This window comes from Streptomyces sp. NPDC002671 (assembly GCF_053592475.1).
The window spans coordinates 76,686-93,138 of sequence record NZ_JBSFVU010000007.1 but is presented as its reverse complement, the minus strand read 5'-3'; the positions used below and the strand labels follow the sequence as shown (position 1 = coordinate 93,138).

The 16,453-nt window shown below is 70.8% G+C and carries 15 protein-coding genes and 1 pseudogene; 7 read left to right on the top strand and 9 right to left on the bottom strand.

The genetic code is table 11. From position 1 onward, the window contains the following. Nucleotide 1 precedes the first annotated feature (1 nt). Nucleotides 2-1,138, bottom strand: coding sequence for an iron uptake system protein EfeO (gene efeO, locus ACWD35_RS12610; RefSeq protein ID WP_451351186.1), 1,137 nt, complete (start codon nt 1,136-1,138; stop codon nt 2-4). A 197-nt stretch (nt 1,139-1,335) separates the two neighbouring features. On the opposite strand from efeO, the gene ACWD35_RS12605 reads away from it, so the two are divergent. Then, nucleotides 1,336-1,980 carry a PhzF family phenazine biosynthesis protein gene (locus ACWD35_RS12605; RefSeq protein ID WP_451351185.1) on the top strand — a complete coding sequence of 215 codons (645 nt, stop codon included), beginning with the start codon at nt 1,336-1,338 and terminating at the stop codon, nt 1,978-1,980. Between the two features lie 17 nt (nt 1,981-1,997). Here the strand turns inward: ACWD35_RS12605 and ACWD35_RS12600 are convergent. Both ACWD35_RS12600 and map read right to left on the bottom strand, forming a co-directional pair. After that, nucleotides 1,998-2,643: pseudogene (locus ACWD35_RS12600) on the bottom strand (biliverdin-producing heme oxygenase). 157 nt (nt 2,644-2,800) lie between these two features. Next, on the bottom strand, nt 2,801-3,658 hold the full coding sequence (gene map, locus ACWD35_RS12595; RefSeq protein ID WP_451351184.1) for a type I methionyl aminopeptidase: 858 nt from the start codon (nt 3,656-3,658) through the stop codon (nt 2,801-2,803). A gap of 58 nt (nt 3,659-3,716) precedes the next feature. On the opposite strand from map, the gene ACWD35_RS12590 reads away from it, so the two are divergent. After that, nucleotides 3,717-3,950: a hypothetical protein gene (locus ACWD35_RS12590; RefSeq protein ID WP_451351183.1), complete on the top strand. Its 234-nt coding sequence runs from the start codon at nt 3,717-3,719 to the stop codon at nt 3,948-3,950. A gap of 32 nt (nt 3,951-3,982) precedes the next feature. On the opposite strand, the gene ACWD35_RS12585 is transcribed toward ACWD35_RS12590, so the two are convergent. Continuing rightward, nucleotides 3,983-5,251, bottom strand: coding sequence for an MFS transporter (locus tag ACWD35_RS12585; protein ID WP_451351182.1), 1,269 nt, complete (start codon nt 5,249-5,251; stop codon nt 3,983-3,985). A gap of 66 nt (nt 5,252-5,317) precedes the next feature. After that, entirely contained in the window at nt 5,318-5,911 is a 594-nt protein-coding gene (locus ACWD35_RS12580; protein WP_451351181.1) for a hypothetical protein, read from the bottom strand. A gap of 145 nt (nt 5,912-6,056) precedes the next feature. On the opposite strand from ACWD35_RS12580, the gene ACWD35_RS12575 reads away from it, so the two are divergent. From ACWD35_RS12575 to ACWD35_RS12565, 3 genes are all read left to right on the top strand, one after another. Beyond that, nucleotides 6,057-7,136, top strand: coding sequence for a sialidase family protein (locus ACWD35_RS12575; RefSeq protein WP_451351180.1), 1,080 nt, complete (start codon nt 6,057-6,059; stop codon nt 7,134-7,136). A 37-nt stretch (nt 7,137-7,173) separates the two neighbouring features. After that, nucleotides 7,174-7,887 carry an NADPH-dependent F420 reductase gene (gene npdG, locus ACWD35_RS12570; RefSeq protein WP_451351179.1) on the top strand — a complete coding sequence of 238 codons (714 nt, stop codon included), beginning with the start codon at nt 7,174-7,176 and terminating at the stop codon, nt 7,885-7,887. Between the two features lie 61 nt (nt 7,888-7,948). Continuing rightward, on the top strand, nt 7,949-8,140 hold the full coding sequence (locus ACWD35_RS12565) for a hypothetical protein (protein WP_451351178.1): 192 nt from the start codon (nt 7,949-7,951) through the stop codon (nt 8,138-8,140). Here ACWD35_RS12565 and ACWD35_RS12560 read toward each other — a convergent pair. Both ACWD35_RS12560 and ACWD35_RS12555 read right to left on the bottom strand, forming a co-directional pair. Beyond that, nucleotides 8,130-8,927, bottom strand: coding sequence for a site-2 protease family protein (locus ACWD35_RS12560; RefSeq protein WP_451351177.1), 798 nt, complete (start codon nt 8,925-8,927; stop codon nt 8,130-8,132). The genes ACWD35_RS12565 and ACWD35_RS12560 overlap by 11 nt on opposite strands. A 144-nt stretch (nt 8,928-9,071) precedes the next feature. Then, nucleotides 9,072-10,475: a recombinase family protein gene (locus ACWD35_RS12555; protein ID WP_451351176.1), complete on the bottom strand. Its 1,404-nt coding sequence runs from the start codon at nt 10,473-10,475 to the stop codon at nt 9,072-9,074. A 148-nt stretch (nt 10,476-10,623) separates the two neighbouring features. Here ACWD35_RS12555 and ACWD35_RS12550 point away from each other — a divergent pair, with 148 nt between their 5' ends. Next, nucleotides 10,624-11,112: a DUF6578 domain-containing protein gene (locus ACWD35_RS12550; RefSeq protein ID WP_451351175.1), complete on the top strand. Its 489-nt coding sequence runs from the start codon at nt 10,624-10,626 to the stop codon at nt 11,110-11,112. 14 nt (nt 11,113-11,126) lie between these two features. Continuing rightward, nucleotides 11,127-14,399: a BTAD domain-containing putative transcriptional regulator gene (locus tag ACWD35_RS12545; RefSeq protein ID WP_451351174.1), complete on the top strand. Its 3,273-nt coding sequence runs from the start codon at nt 11,127-11,129 to the stop codon at nt 14,397-14,399. Nucleotides 14,400-14,410: 11 nt separating this feature from the next. Here the strand turns inward: ACWD35_RS12545 and ACWD35_RS12540 are convergent, their stop codons facing one another. Both ACWD35_RS12540 and ACWD35_RS12535 read right to left on the bottom strand, forming a co-directional pair. Continuing rightward, the gene (locus tag ACWD35_RS12540) at nt 14,411-15,190 is read right to left on the bottom strand and encodes an ABC transporter permease (protein WP_451351420.1); all 780 of its coding nucleotides are present in this window, start codon (nt 15,188-15,190) and stop codon (nt 14,411-14,413) included. Nucleotides 15,191-15,303: 113 nt separating this feature from the next. Then, on the bottom strand, nt 15,304-16,329 hold the full coding sequence (locus tag ACWD35_RS12535; RefSeq protein ID WP_451351173.1) for an ATP-binding cassette domain-containing protein: 1,026 nt from the start codon (nt 16,327-16,329) through the stop codon (nt 15,304-15,306). Nucleotides 16,330-16,453 lie beyond the last annotated feature (124 nt).

Sequence of the window (16,453 nt, the reverse complement as noted above, 5' to 3'; positions counted from 1 at the left end):
CTTACTTCACGACCGCGGCGGCGAGCTTGGACAGCGGCTCCGCGAGGGCGTTCACCGCGTCCGACAGCTCCTTGCGCTGGCTCTTGGTGACCTTGTCGTACGAGACGAACTCGTAGGAGGTCTTGCCCGAGCGGTACTTGTCCAGCAGCGCGTTGAGGGCGGTGAACTGCTTGTCCAGCTCCTTGGCCAGCGCCGGGTCGTTCTTGGCGGCGACCGGCTTCAGCAGCTCGTACGCCTGCTGCGCGCCCTCGACGTTGCCCTTGAAGTCGACGAGGTCGGTGTGCGAGTAGCGCTCCTCCTCACCGGTGACCTTGCCGGTGGCGACCTCGTCCAGCAGTTCCTTGGCGCCGTTGGCCATGGAGGTCGGGGTGATCACGGCCTTGCCGACCCGCCCCTGCCAGTCCTTCAGGTCGGTGAGCAGCTGGTCGGCGAGGGCCTTCTCCTCGCCGCCGATCTTCTTGTCCTGCCAGAGGGACTTCTCCAGCCGGTGCCAGCCGGTCCACTTCTGGCCGGCCTCCAGGCCGTCGGCGCGGGTGTCGGTCTCGGGGTCGATGTCACCGAAGGACTCGGCGATCGGCTCGGTCCGCTCCCAGCCGAGGCGGGAGGGGGCGTAGGCCTTCTTGGCGGCGTTCAGGTCACCGGCCTTGACGGCCTTCACGAAGGTCTCGACGAGCGGCAGGGTCTGGTCGGCCTGGTCCTGCGCGTACTGGCGGTAGTCGGCGACGGCCTTGTCCAGCTTCGGGTCGTGCTGGGCGCTCGCGCCGGAGCCGGTGACGGTGAGCTTCTGCCGGACGCCCTTGCCCTTCATGCCGGGACGGCAGGCGATCTCGTACGAGCCGGCCTTCACCTCGGCGGTGAGCGTGTACTTCGTGCCCGAGCCGATGTTCTCCTTCTCGGAGACTATCCGGTCGTCCGGGAACAGGATCTCGACCTCGGTGGCCTTGGAGCCCTTGTTCTCGATCTTCAGCGTGACCTGGCCGGCCGGGACCGACTTCGCGGACGTTTCGCACTTCGAGTCGGCGGCCGTCACCTTGATGGCGTCGCCGTCCTTGGCATCGCTTTTCGCGGTGCAGGCCGAGAGGGCGGTCAGAGCGGCCGCGGTGGCGGCGGCGGTGACGGTCAGTCGGACGGCTCGCATGCAGGCTCCAAGGCGAATCTGGTCTGGTGAGGCTGGCCTAACTTACATGAGGCTTGCCTTACCTATACCCCTCGGGTTCGTGATTCAGCTCTCACGGAACGATCACGGGAACGGCTTGATCTCGACGGCTCAAAAGCGACGCCATCAAATGGTAAAGGGAGAGTCAAGGGGTAGGGGGTGGGGGTATCAATTTCCGAGTGACTGACTACGACGTGCTCCGCGTCTTCTGCGGACCGAACGGCGGCTACGGCAACGAACTCGGCGTCGTCCGCGACGGCTCGGTGCTGCCGGAGCGCAGCGACCGGCAGGAGTTCGCCGCGAAACTCGGCTTCAGCGAGACCGTGTTCGTGGACGACCCCGAGCGCGGGGTCATCGACATCTACACCCCCACCCTGCGCCTGCCCTTCGCCGGTCACCCCTGCGTCGGCACGGCCTGGCTGCTGGACGTACCCGAACTGGTCACGCCCGCCGGGGTCGTCGGGACCCGGCTGGACGGCGAGTTCAGCTGGATCGAGGCACGGGCCGAGTGGGCCCCGCCGCGCACCCTGCGCCAGTACGCCAACGCCGCCGAGGTCGACGCCCTCGACGTCCCCCCGGCCGGCGAGTGGATCTACGCCTGGGCCTGGGAGGACGAGGCGGCCGGCCGCATCCGCGCCCGCGCCTTCCCCGGCCGTGACGACGGCATCGAGGAGGACGAGGCGACGGGCGCGGCGGCCCTGCTCCTCACCGACCAGTTGGGCAGGGCACTGAACATCACCCAGGGCAAGGGCTCCCAGATCCTCACCGCTCCGCAGCCGCACGGGTGGGTGGAGGTCGGCGGCCGGGTGTTCCTGGAGCGCTAGGCGCTAGGCGCTAGGCGCTAGGCGCTCAGCGGGAACTCCGCCCAGGGCCCGGAAGACCCCGGTGTTCAGGGCGAACGCCCGCTTGCACTCCGCGACGATCCGCTGCTGCTCCAGGTCGTCCGCCCGGACCGCGTCCAGCAGCGCGCGGTAACTCCGCTTGAACGCGGCCGGGTTGGCGATGCCCTCGAAGACGTAGAAGCGGACGCCGTCGCCCTTCTTCGCGAAGCCCCACGTCTGCTCCGCCTTGTCGCGGATGATCTGGCCGCCGGACAGGTCGCCGAGGTAACGGGTGTAGTGGTGGGCCACATAACCGCCGGGCCAGCGCTCGGCGCACTCCCGGACCCGGTCCGCGTACGCACGTGTGGCGGGCAGGGCGGACAGGCCCGACCGCCACCCCGGCCCGCGCAGATGCGCCAGGTCCCGCTCCAGCGCGGGCAGCCGGAAGAGCTCCGGGCGGATGAAGGGGCCGGCCACCGGGTCCGCCGCCAGCTGCTCGGCGGTGCTCTCCAGCGCCTCGTAGACGAACCACAGTTGCTCGGTGTAGCGCGCGTACGCCGGCACGCCCAGCCGGCCGCCGAGCAGGTCGCTCATGAACGTCGACGTCTCCGCCTCCACGTGCTGCTCGTGGGAGGCGGTGCGGATGAGGGTCGAGAACGACTCCATGGACACTCCGGCACACTCCTCGGTTTGCCGACCTTCTGTCGGTAAGTTTACCGACAGGCTGTCGGAAAAACATCAAGGGTCGGTGGAGGAGCCGGGAAGAGGGCATGAAAAAGCCCGCCCTGGGCGTCAGAGCGGGCCTTTTCGGCGCGGGTGGCGGCTACGGCAGGGTCAGGATGTCCGCCCCCGTGTCCGTCACCACCAGCGTGTGCTCGAACTGGGCCGTCCGCTTGCGGTCCTTCGTCACGACCGTCCAGCCGTCGTCCCACATGTCGTACTCGTGGGTGCCCAGCGTCAGCATCGGCTCGATCGTGAAGGTCATGCCGGGCTGCATGACCGTCGTCGCGTGCGGGCTGTCGTAGTGCGGGATGATCAGGCCGGAGTGGAACGACGTGTTGATGCCGTGCCCGGTGAAGTCACGCACGACGCCGTACCCGAAGCGCTTGGCGTACGACTCGATGACCCGGCCGATGATGTTGATCTGCCGGCCCGGCCTGACCGCCTTGATCGCGCGGTTGAGGGACTCGCGGGTCCGCTCCACCAGCAGCCGCGACTCCTCGTCCACGTCCCCGACCAGGTAGGTGGCGTTGTTGTCGCCGTGCACCCCGCCGATGTACGCCGTCACGTCCAGGTTGACGATGTCGCCGTCCCTGAGGACCGTCGAGTCCGGGATGCCGTGGCAGATGACCTCGTTGACCGAGGTGCACAGGGACTTCGGGAAGCCGCGATAGCCGAGCGTGGACGGGTAGGCGCCGTGGTCGCACATGTAGTCGTGCGCGACCTTGTCCAGTTCGTCGGTGGTGACGCCGGGCGCGATGATCTTCGCGGCCTCGGCCATCGCCTGCGCGGCGATACGGCCCGCGACGCGCATCGCCTCGATGGTCTCGGGGGTCTGCACCTCCGGACCGGTGTACGGCGTCGGCGCGGGCTTGCCGACGTACTCGGGGCGGCGGATGTTTCCGGGTACCGAACGGGTGGGGGACAGCTCCCCTGGTACGAGCAGCGACTGGCCAGACATGCCAGCGAGTCTAACCAGCGGACATGGGGGAACATGACGGTGGCGAGAGGAGCTGTCCATGGCCCTGTTCAAGAAGCGCACCGTCGGCAAGCCGGGCGAGTGGTACTACTGCCTGGAGCACAAGAAGGTCGAGGAGGGCCCCGAGTGCCCGGCCAAGGACCGCTTCGGGCCGTACGCCACCCGGACGGAGGCCGAGCAGGCGATGGAGACCGCCCGCGAGCGCAACCTGGAGTGGGAGAACGACCCGCGCTGGCACGATGCGCCGGCCGGCGGGGACGCCGACGAGGACTGAGCCCGTTCCGTACTGAGCCTGTTCCGTGCTGATCACGCCTGTACGGCTGCGCGCCGCTCGCGCATCCGTACCGCGTGTTCGTTCGTCCGGGCGTCGTACGTCATGAGCCCCGGCAGGCACAGGGCGAGCAGGCCCATCGCGCCCGCGCAGGCCAGGCCGCCGGAGACGACGGACGTCCGTATGCCCGCCCAGACGGCGAGGCCACCCGCCCGGACCTGGCCGAGCTGCGGGCCCACCGAGTACGAGAGCAGTTCGATCCCGGCGAGCCGGCCGCGCAGCTCGTCCGGGATCGTCTGGTTCCACATGGCGGCCCGGAAGATCCCGCTGACCATGTCGAAGCCGCCGCCGAGGGTCAGGAAGAGCAGGACGAGCCAGACGTTCCCGCAGCCGCCGGCCGCCGCGACGGCCAGGCCCCAGCCGGTGGCCGACGCCAGCACCATCAGCCCGTGCCGGTGGATCCGGGAGGTCCAGCCGCTGGTCAGGCTCACCACCAGCGCCCCCGCCGGAAGGGACGCGTACATCAGCCCGAGGGCCCACTCGGCGTGCAGTTCGTCGGCGAGGAACGGCAGGACGGCCAGCGGCATGGCCAGGAACATCGCCGCGAGGTCGACGACGTAGGTGCCGAGGAGTTCCTTGCGGTTCCACGCGTACCGGGCGCCCTCGGCGATGGCCCGCAGCGAGGGCTTCGCGGCCTCGTGGGAGGCGGGGGAGGGGGCGATGCGCACGATGAACGCCAGCGAGACGGCGAAGGTGAGCAGGTCGGCGGCGTACGCCCAGCCGAGGCCCGCGTAGGCGACGACCACGCCCGCGACCGCCGGGCCGGCGACCCCGCCGACGGTCCAGCGCAGGGAGTTCAGGGAGGCCGCGGCGGGCATGTGGTCGTGGGCCACGATCCGGGGCCACAGGGAGTCCAGGGCGGGTCGCTGTATGGAGCCCAGGGCGGAGGAGAGCGCGGCGACGGCGTACAGCGGCCACACCGCCGGGTGCGGCAGCAGTGCGTTGAGCAGGAGGGCCGCGCTGAGGAGGCCCTGGCCCGCCTCCGTCCAGACGATGAGCCCGCGCTTGTCCAGGGCGTCGGCGAGGGCGCCGCCGTAGAGTCCGCAGACGATGAGGGGCAGTAGCTCTACGGCGCCGATCGCGCCGACCGCCGCCGCGGAGCCGGTGAGGTCCTTCAGCTGGACCGGCACCGCGACGAAGGTCAGGAAGCTGCCGAAGTTGCTGATCAGACCGGAGAACCAGAGCCGACGGAAGTCCGCGGAAGCCCGCCAGGGGGCGAGGTCGGGGAGGAGAGCACGGGTCACTGAGGCATGCTCGGCCGGACGTGACCACCGAGCAACTGCTTTTCGAGGCACCACTGGGTGGGCGAATCACCAAGGGGCAGGCGGCGGTGCCGTTATGGCCTCCGCCAGCCTCGACAGGCGGTCGCGGAATCTTCGGCCTGCCCTCGGGGAGGGATTCTCGCCCGCCGCTGCCCCCACCAGGTGCTGCACGCTGTCCAGGTCCAGTTCCGCGCCCTCCGGTACGGCGAGCGTGTCGTGGGCCATTGCCGCCAGCTCGCCGTCGCCCGCGCCGAGGGTCAGTACCGTCACCCCGGCCCGCCTCGCCGCGTGCACCCGCTCCAGCAGTGGCGCGGGTTCCTCGGGGGCCACGACGAGCAGCGTTTCGCCGCGGCGCGCCGCCTCGATCCGGCCCGGGCCGACGGACAAGTGCGCGGGGTCGGAAGGGCGCGCGTGGTGCCGTACCAGCGTGGGTGCCAGTTCCGGTGTGCCCGACCAGGCCGCCTCGTCGACCAGGTGCGCGGCCAGGTGCCAGGGCTCGTACTCGGGCGTGCCCACGAGCAGCAGCCCGCCCCCGTGTGTCACCACCGAGCCGCGCAGCACCCCCGCGAATCTCCGGGTGGCCCCCAACCACTCGGTCCCGGCGAGCACTTCCCGCAGCAGCGCGACCCGTACGGCGTCCATGCGACCGCATCCTGCCGCAACCCCTCACTCGTGACGGGGAGTTCACCGCGAATTCGTCCGACACGGGGAAAGACCCCCCGGCGTCGAACGTCCGTCCACTCCGGTTCACTGCCGTTCACTCCCGTTCACCCCGAGGAGCCGCCACATGACCGATGCCGATGTCACCGTTCCCTTCCGCTCCGGCCACGAGGGCTACGCGAGTTTCCGTATCCCGGCCGTCGTCGCCACCCGGGCCGGCACTCTGCTCGCCTTCTGCGAGGGCCGCGTCGGCTCCGCCTCCGACCACGGGCACATCGACATCGTGCTCAAGCGGTCCACGGACGGCGGCCGTACCTGGGGGCCGTTGACGGTCGCCGCGCGCAACGGCAAGAACCTCGCCGGCAACCCCGCCCCCGTCGTCCTCGACACCGGCCGCATCCTGCTCGTGCACATCCGGGCCGCCGCCACCGCCACCGAGGCCGCCATCCTGCACGGCCAGGTCAGTGACGCCGACGGACGGCGCGTCTGGGTGCAGCACAGCGACGACGACGGCACGACCTGGTCCGCGCCGCGGGAGATCACCACGCAGGTGAAGAAGCCCGGCTGGCGCTGGTACGCCACCACCCCCGGGCACGCGCTGCAACTGCGCACCGGCCGCGTCGTCGTCCCCGCCAACCACACCGTCCCGCCCACCGGCACCGACACCGGCTCAGAGGCCCGGTACAACTCCGGCCACTGCCTGCTCAGCGACGACCGCGGCGAGAGCTGGCGCCTCGGCTACGTGGACGAGAACACCGACGGATACGTCAACGTCAACGAGACCACGGCTGCCGAACTCCCCGACGGCCGCGTCTACTTCAACACCCGCAACGATTCGCCCTCACCCGGCAACCGCGCCGACGCCCACTCCAAGGACGGCGGGAAGACCCTGGCCAAGCCCTTCCGCCCGCAGGCCGGGCTCACCGCGCCCGTCTGCGAGGCCTCCGTCCTCCAGCTCCGCGACCCCGACCTGCTCCTCTTCTCCGCCCCCGCGGACCCCGCCGCCCGCGCCCTGATGACCATCCGGGCCTCGGTCGACGGCGGCACCACCTGGCGCACGGCGGTCACCCTCGACGGGCTGCCCGCCGCCTACTCCGACCTCGTCCGGATCGACCGGGACACCGTCGGACTCCTGTACGAGACAGGGGACTTCGGCCCCTACGAGACGATCACCTTCCGCCGGGTGCCCGTGATGCGGCTCACCTGACCCGGTGCCGTCTGCGCCACGGACGTAGAGTCGGCCCATGACCTCTACCGACAGCGCACAGACCCCCGCCAAGGCCCCGGCGAAGGACCCCTGGGACCTGCCCGACGTCTCCGGACTCGTCGTCGGCGTGCTCGGCGGCACCGGCCCGCAGGGCAAGGGCCTGGCCTACCGGCTCGCCAGGGCCGGCCAGAAGGTGATCATCGGCTCCCGGGCCACCGAGCGCGCCCAGGCCGCCGCCGCGGAACTGGGGTACGGCATCGAGGGCGCCGACAACGCCGAGACCGCGCGCCGCAGCGACATCGTGATCGTCGCTGTGCCGTGGGACGGCCATGCCAAGACGCTGGAGTCGCTGCGCGAGGAACTGGCCGGCAAGCTCGTCGTCGACTGCGTCAACCCGCTCGGCTTCGACAAGCAGGGCGCCTACGCCCTGAAGCCGGAGGAGGGCAGCGCGGCGCAGCAGGCCGCCGCCCTGCTGCCGGACTCCCGGGTCACCGCCGCCTTCCACCACCTGTCGGCCGTGCTGCTCGAGGACCCGGAGATCGAGCAGATCGACACCGATGTGATGGTGCTCGGCGAGCAGCGCGCGGATGTCGAGATCGTTCAGGCGCTGGCCGGGCGCATCCCGGGCATGCGCGGTGTCTTCGCGGGCCGGCTGCGGGGCGCCCACCAGGTCGAGGCACTGGTCGCGAACCTGATCTCCGTCAACCGCCGCTACAAGGCACACGCCGGGCTCCGCGTCACGGACGTCTGAGCCCATGGGGGACACTGGTGGCCGTAGCAGTGTCCCCCCGACAGGAGCCGGAGCCCCCGTCATGCCCCGCATCGCCCTCTACACCCTCGCCGTCTGCGTGCTCGCCGTGGCCGCGGCGGTCGTCTCCTTCGCTCAGGGCAGCTGGCTGGGGATCTTCTGGGTGCTGATGGCGGGCGTGTCCTCCAACATGACCTGGTACTACTACAAGCGCGGCCGGGCCACCGGGCAGGGCAAGAAGTCGGTCACGGGCTGACCGCGCAGTAGGGGTCGCTCTCCCGCCAGAAGCGGAACAGGTCGTATCCGCAGTACGTCTCGTCCTCGCCGACGCCCAGGTCGCGCAGGAGCGAGTGGATCAGGTCGAAGAACGTGTGGTTGAGCGACGGCAGCCACAGCAGCGCGAACACGAACATCAGCCCGAACGGCGCGAAGGGCGCCACCTGGCGCTTGATGTCGTACGACAGCCAGGGTTCGAGGACGCCGTAGCCGTCCAGGCCCGGCACCGGCAGGAAGTTCAGGATCGCCGCCGTCACCTGGAGCAGGGCGAGGAACGCCAGCGCGTACCGGAAGTCGCGGGGCACCCCGTCCAGGGCGTGCAGCCAGAAGGGCGCGGTGCACACCGCCGCGAACAGCACGTTCGTCAGCGGGCCCGCCGCCGAGATCAGGCTGTGCCGCCAGCGGCCCCGGATGCGGCCCCGCTCGATGAACACCGCCCCGCCCGGCAGACCGATCCCGCCCATGATCACGAACAGCACGGGCAGCACGACGCTGAGCAGGGCATGTGTGTAGGCGAGAGGATTGAGGCTCAAGTAGCCCTTGGATCGGACGGTGATGTCGCCTGCGTGCAGTGCGGTGCGCGCGTGTGCGTACTCATGGAGACAGAGAGATATCACCCAGGCCGAGGTGACGAAGAGGAAGACAGCGAGTCCTGGAGACGAAGCGAAACCTGCCCACACCGCCCATGCAGTGGCTGCCGTAACAGCACTGATTCCGAGGAATACCGGGCTGATCCGCTGTTCGCTCGTGCGGGAGGTGGTGGTCATGGGCGGGGCTCCTGGGACGTGGTGGCCGAACGGGGGAAGCTTCGATCGTGATGGTGGACGTGGAGACAACGACTCGCCCGGCTGTGAGTCTCCCGGAGCGGAGAAGCAGGGAGCGCGTGGGGCCCGGCAGCCGTGGGGGCTCGACTAACTCAGAAACTTCGCAAGGCGCTCCCTGAAGTCTTCGGGGATCTCCAGAACATGGCCACCGCGTTCTCGCGGGTGGCAGCTGACTGTGATGCCGGCCTGGATCAGATCCTCACCGATCTCGGTGGTTTCCATGCTCTGCCACCGCTCGGCGAAGGTGGCACCGAGCGGCACGAACCGCCAGTGATCCTCATCGGCCCCATGTGACGGATTGCTCGACTCGGCCTTGGCCTGGACACGTGGGACGTAGACGCGACGGGTGACAGGCGCATCTCCGATTGTCTGGATCAACATGTGCCGGATGGGAGTGACGATCTCCTCGTCCGGCAGGAACACGTAGCCGGGGCATGCCGGGGATCCGACTCGCGAAAGACAGCGGACTTTTTCGGTCATCCGGTACGTCCCGTCCTTGCGTCGCCTCCTTGACGTGTGCAGCTGCAGATTCTTGCCGCACCCTCCGCACTTGATCACGTTGAGGAGCGGGGTCCTGGGCGTTGCCGAGCGTCGGGTGACCGGGGAGGCAGAACGGGTCAAGGCGTCCTGAAGCCGATTGAAGGCATCTTGGTCCAGCACCGCTTCGGCTACGCGGATGGGACGGCCGTCCTGGTCGTTCACGAGGACTCGCTTCTTGTACTTCTTGCCGGCAACGTCCTCGCTGCGTGTCTTCCATCCCAGCAGGGTGGGAGACGTGAGAATTCCCTTGAGTGTGCGGGGATACCAGACGAAGTCCTTGCCGGACTTGTTTCGTTGGTACGTGTCCGCGGGTGCAGGCAGCCCGCGGTCTTCGAAGTCTCGGCAGATGGCATTGACCGGCTCCCCGTCAATGACGCGCCGAGCAGCTTCCCGGACAATGGCCGCCGTTTCCGGGTTGATCTCCAGGTAGCGTGCGCCGTCCTTCGCGTAGGTGCGATAGCCGAAAGGGGGTGAACTGCCGCCCCATCGCGTGGACGTGAGTAGGTGGGCACGTGCCGACGCAACCCGATCAGCGGCGGCACGGGCTTCCATCTGGGCGAATGTAGCGATCACGGTGGCTGTCTCCTTTCCCGTCGAACTCGTGAGATCGAATGGTTCGGTAGCGGAAACCAGCCCCTTGCGTCCGTGGCCCTCAGCCCACTCGATCATCTCGTGCAGGTCACCGACTCGGCGAACGAACCGGTCGAGTCGCCAGAAGACGATGACGTCGAATTCGGGTGCTCGGTCGTCGAGCCATCGGGAGAGTTCTGGACGCTTCCACGGCGGCACTGCGGTGGCGGAGACGGATAGGTCTTCGGCGACACCGACGACCTCCCAGCCACGTAACTCGCAGAAGGACCTGCACTCTTCGAGCTGCCGTGCAGGGCTGGTGGTCGATTCGGTCCGGACGGTCAGCCGGATGGCGATCAGTGCCCTGGGAGGTCGTTCCATGGCTTGAGGCTAGCGTGTTTGTATCTAAGGGACTGAGAGTTAGGTAAACCAAATGGCCGGACCTTTCCGGCGGTCCCGGATCCGAGAGGATGCGGGGATACGGGGAAAACGTCTCGCGGTCGCCCCCGGGTTCCGGAAGGGTGGGGGAATGGCACTGATGAGGGTGTTCTACGAGGACTGGCAGATGGAGTGCTGCGGCACGCCGTTCGCGGTGGGGGACGCGGTGGCCTGGAAGCTCGTCGCCTACGACGCGAAGGCCCCGCGGGACGGCGTCGGGTACGGCGCGCAGGCGTGGGTGGAGAACCACGGCGGCCCCGCCCGGCCGACCGCCGGGCGCGTGCGCTCTGTCGACCTGGTGCGGCAGGAGTACCTGGCTCACCACGACCCCCGCGCCGTCGAGCTTCCCGACCCGGAACCCGGGACGCTGGTCATCCGCGGGACCGGGCGCAAGCTGGAACCGGTGCCCGGCGGACGGACCCAGGAGCCCCTCGGCGCCTGCCCGAAGTGGTTCGACAAGTTCGAGGACGAGGAACCGCCACCGCGGCGGGTGCCGTACCGGGTCCGCCGTGCCGTCGGTGTCCTCGTCACCCTGGAAGTCACGGACGCCACCCCGCCGCAGCCCGGTGACCGGTTCTGACGGCACCGGAGACAATGGACCCTGTGCGCTATCGCCTCCTCGGCTCCACCCAGGCACTCCGTCCCGACGGCACGCAGCTCCCGGTCGGCGGGACGCGGCTGCGTGCCCTGCTCTCCGTGCTCGCCCTGCGGGCCGGCCGTACCGTGCCGGCAGGCGTGCTGGTGGACGAGGTGTGGGGCGCCGACCCGCCCGCCGACGCCGCCGGTGCCCTCCAGGCGCTGGTCGGACGGCTGCGCCGGGCGCTCGGCGCGGACGCCGTCGCCTCCGTCGACGGCGGCTACCGGCTCACGGCCACGCCCGACGACATCGACCTCGGCCGGTTCGACCGGCTGACCGGCGAGGGGCTGCGCGCCCTGGCCGACGGCGACCCGGCCAAGGCCGCGGTCGTCCTGGACGACGCCCTCGCCCTGTGGCGCGGCCCCGCCCTCGTCGACCTGCCCGACCACACCGCCGAGGCGGCCCGCTGGGAAACCCGCCGGCTCGACGCCCTGCGCGCCCGGCACACCGCCGCCCTCGCCCTCGGCCACGCCGAGCAGTCGCTGCCCGAGCTGACCGCCCTGTGCGACAGCCACCCCCTGGACGAGCCGCTCCAGGCGCTGCGCCTGCGCGCGCTGCGCGATGCGGGCCGCCCGGCCCAGGCGCTCGCCGCCTACCAGGACGTACGACGGCTCCTCGCGGACCGGCTCGGCTCCGACCCCGGGCCCGAACTGCGCGCGCTGCACGCAGAGTTGCTGGCCGGGCCCGCTGCGGAACCCGAGCCCCCCGCGCGCCCTCCGGCTCCGGAGGCGCTCGGCAACCTGCCCGCCCGGCTCACCTCCTTCGTCGGCCGTGAGGCCGACATCGAGGCCATCGGCGCCGACCTCCGGGCGGCCCGGCTGGTCACCCTGCTCGGCCCCGGCGGCGCCGGGAAGACCCGGCTGTCGCAGGAGGCCGCCGAGGCCGTACGGCACACCGCCCGGGACGGGGTGTGGCTGGCCGAACTGGCGCCCGTGGACGAGCCGGACGCCGTCCCGCAGGCTGTGCTCACCGCGATCGGCGCCCGCGAGACCGTGCTGTACGGCGCCGGTGTCGAGACCATGCGCGCGGCCGGCGACTGGGACGACCCCGTCGAACGGCTCGTGGAGCACTGCGCCCGGCGCCGGATGCTGCTCATCCTCGACAACTGCGAGCACGTCGTGGAGGCCGCCGCCCGGCTCGTGGAGCATCTGCTGGCCCGCTGCCCGCAGCTGACCGTGCTGGCCACCAGCCGCGAACCCCTCGGCGTGCCGGGGGAGTTGCTGCGGCCCGTGGAGCCGCTGCCGGAGCCGGTCGCGCTGCGCCTGCTCACCGAGCGGGGCGCCGCGGCCCGCCCCGGATTCAGCGTCGAGGGCGACCCGGCGGCCTGCGCCGAGATCTGCCGGCGGCTCGACGGCCTGCCCCTCGCGATCGAGCTGGCGGCGGCCCGCCTGCGCATGCTGACGCCCCGCCAGATAGCCGACCGGCTGGACGACCGCTTCCGGCTGCTCACCTCCGGCAGCCGCACCGTGCTGCCCCGCCAGCAGACCCTGCGCGCCGTCGTCGACTGGTCCTGGGAGCTGCTGGACGCGGACGAACGGGACGTCCTGTCCCGGCTGTCGGTCTTCGCGGGCGGCTGCGACCTGGCCGCCGCCGAGGCCGTGTGCGGCCCGGTCGCCCTGGACGCGCTCGGCTCCCTGGTCGACAAGTCCCTGGTGGTGGCCGCCCCTTCGGTGGACGGCGCGATGCGCTACCGGCTGCTGGAGACCGTCGCGGAGTACGCCGCCGAACGGCTGGCCGAGACCGGGCGCCGCGCCGAGGCCGAGCGCGCGCATCTGACGTACTACCGCGAACTCGCCCGCACCACCGACCCGTTGCTGCGCGGCCCCGAACAGAGCGCCGCCATCGCCCGGTTCCAGCTGGAGTACGAGAACCTGCGCACCGCCCTGCGGCACGCCGTCGCGCTCGGCGACGAGCAGGAGGGCCTGTGCCTGGTGCTGTCCCTGCACTGGTTCTGGCAGATGCGCGACCAGCGCCATGAGACCCGCGCCTGGAGCCGGGAGGTCATGGCGCTCGGCCCCGACCCGTTCGCCGAACCGGTGCGCCACGCCCAGCCCGTGTGGCAGCGCTGCACCGACGCCCCGCCGCCGTACACCGGCGAGGTCCTCGCCGAGGCCCGGCGCGGTGTCCACCTCGCCCATCTCGCCTGCATGGACACCGAGATGGAGGCCTGGCAGACCCCCGAGGCGCAGGCCAAGCTGCGCGTCGTCACCCAGGTCTACGAGCCCGGCCTGCCGCAGACCTGTCGCGCCCCGGGCATGATGTGGATCTTCGCCGAGATGCTGACCGGCGGCGCCGAACGGCTGCGGACGATCACCGACGCGGTCGTGCAGACCTGCCGGGACACCCCGGGCTTCGAGTGGGAGCTGGCCGGAGCCCTCTACCTGCGCGCCAACATCCTCGCCAACCGCACCGCGTGGGCGGGGGACGCCACCCGCGACGCCGACGAGGCCCTGGAGATCTGCCGCCGCCTCGGCGACGGCTGGGGCGCCGCCGAGGCGCTGTCCGCCCGCGGCGAGTCCCACGAGCGCAAGGGCGCCTACGAGCAGGCCGCCGCCGACTACTCGGAGGCCATCGAGCACGCCGAACGCCTCGGCGCCCGCGCCCAGCTGGGCATGCTGCGCTCCCGTCTCGGCAACGTGCTCATGGATGCGGGCGAGACCGAACGCGGCGAGCGGATGCTCTGGGACGTCGTCGCGAGCCACGACGGCTCCCACAACGAGGCCATGCCAGCCGCCCGGCTCTTCCTCGCCTGCTGGCTCGGCCTGACCGACCGGACGGGCGAGGCGCGCGAACAACTCCGGCTGCTGCGCGAAGAGTTCAGGATGTCGCACTTCATCGTGTTCGACGCCATGATCCTCGTCCAGGAGGCCTGGCTGGACACCCTCGACGGCCGGTCCGAGGACGCCCTGACCCGGGTCCGCAGGGCCTTGGGCCTGGCCGTGGACCCGCTGTCCGAGGCCGTCGTCCCGCACATGCACTCCATCTGCCTCACGGTCGCGGCGGCGGCCCTCGCCGGCGTCGACGGCGGCAGGCGCGCCGCCGACGCCGCCCGCTGCCTGGCCGCCGCCGACGCGCTGCTGCCGGGCGGCCATGTGTCCACCGGTGTGGAGAAGCGGGTGTACGACCTCACCGAGGAGTCCATCCGGGCCGCGCTGGACGAGGAGTCGTACACGGCGGCGTACGCCGAGGGCGGTGGCCTCTCCCTCGCGGAGGCCACCGCCCTGGTCTGACTCGGCGAACGTCAGATCTTCGTGCGGAACTTGTGGATGGCGACCGGTGCCATCACCGCGGTGATGCCCAGCGACCAGATGACCGTGACCCACACGTCGTGCGCGACCGGGCCGCCCAGCATGAGGCCGCGCGCCGAGTCCGCGAGCGTGGACAGCGGGTTGTAGTCGGTGAAGTGCTGCAGCCAGCCCGGCATCGACTTGGTCGGGGCGAAGATGGACGAGCCGAACTGGAGCGGGAACAGCACCAGGAAGCCCATCGCCTGCACGGACTGCGCGTTCTTCAGGACGACACCGAGGGTGAGGAACACCCACATGACCGACGAGGCGAACAGCGCGGCCAGGCCGACGGTCGCGAACAGGCCCGCCCAGTGGTGGATGTGGAAGCCGACCAGGACGGCGACGACCATCAGGATGGCCGTCGCGACCAGCATCCGGCCCAGCTCCACCGCGATCTTCGCGAACAGCACCGAGCCGCGCCCGATCGGCATCGACCGGAAGCGGTCCATGACACCGCTGTTGAAGTCCTGGCTGAAGCCGGTGCCGACGCCCTGCGACATCGTCATGCTCATCATCGCCAGCATGCCGGGGATGACGTACTGCACGTACCGGTCCTGACCGCCGCCCAGCGCCATCCCGATCGAGCCGCCGAAGACGTACACGAAGAGCAGCGTGAAGACGATCGGCATGAACACCGCGTCGAACATCGACTCGGGGTCCTGGCGGATCCACAGCAGATTGCGGCGGATCAGCGCGCCGGTGTGGCGCAGATGCCCGCGCAGCGGAATCCGCATGTCGCTGAGGTTGTCGGCGGGGGCGGCGACGTCGGCCGCGGAAACAGTGGTGGTGTTCGAAGGGGCGGCGCGAAGCGCCTCGGTCAGGGTGGTGGTGGGAGACGGGCGGGCGCTCATGCGGCGACCTCCTGGCGGGAGTCGGCGGCGACGGCGTCCTGCGCGTCACCGGCACGGTGGCCGGTGAGGGACAGGAACACCTCGTCCAGGCTGGGGAGTTCGGTGGTGACGGAGGAGAGGGTGATGCCGCGCGCGATGACCGCGCCGACCACAGCGGTCAGCTGCTCGTCGCTGAGGACCGGCACCAGCAGGGACCCGGTCTCGTTGTCCACGGCGGTGCTCGCGAGCCCGGTGACGCCCAGCTCGTCCAGCATCGTGGCGAGCGGGCTCAGCTCCAGCGGGTCGAGCGGCCGGATGCGCAGGGTGCGCCCGCCGACCTTGGCCTTCAGCTCCTCGATGCCGCCCTTCGCGATGACCTGGCCGCGGTCCACCACGGTCAGCTCGGAGGCGAGCTGCTCGGCCTCCTCCATGTACTGGGTGGTGAGCAGCACGGTGACGCCGTCGCCGACCATCGCCTTGACCTCGTCCCACACCTCGTTGCGGGTGCGGGGGTCGAGGCCGGTCGTCGGCTCGTCCAGGTACAGCACGGCCGGCCGGCCGATCATCGAGGCGGCCAGGTCCAGCCGCCTGCGCATACCGCCGGAGTACGTGCTCGCCGGGCGCTTGGCGGCCTCGGTGAGGGAGAACCGCTCCAGCAGCTCGTCGGCGCGGGCGCGGGCGTCCTTGCGGGGCAGGTCCAGCAGCCGCCCGATCATGTACAGGTTCTCCCAGCCCGGGAGCTTCTCGTCCACCGAGGCGTACTGCCCGGTGAGGCCGATGACCCGGCGCAGCTGCCGGGGCTGGCGTACGACGTCGTAGCCGGCCACGGTGGCCGTTCCGGCGTCGGGGGTGAGCAGGGTGGACAGGATGCGTACGAGGGTGGTCTTGCCGGCGCCGTTCGGCCCGAGGACACCCATCACGGTGCCCTCGCGGACGTCCAGGTCGACACCGTCCAGTGCCTTGGTCTCGCCGTAGTGCTTGACCAGTCCCCGTACGGTCACGGCGGAACGCCCGCCGGCGGGGCTGTTGTCGATTCGCGTCATGTGGAACACGCTGTCAGCGCCGACCGACAAACCGCCGACAGGTGACCGACAGCCACCGACAACTCCCCGACGACCACCGCAACCATCAATTGAGCCACCACGATGGCGAGCAACCACCTCCGCG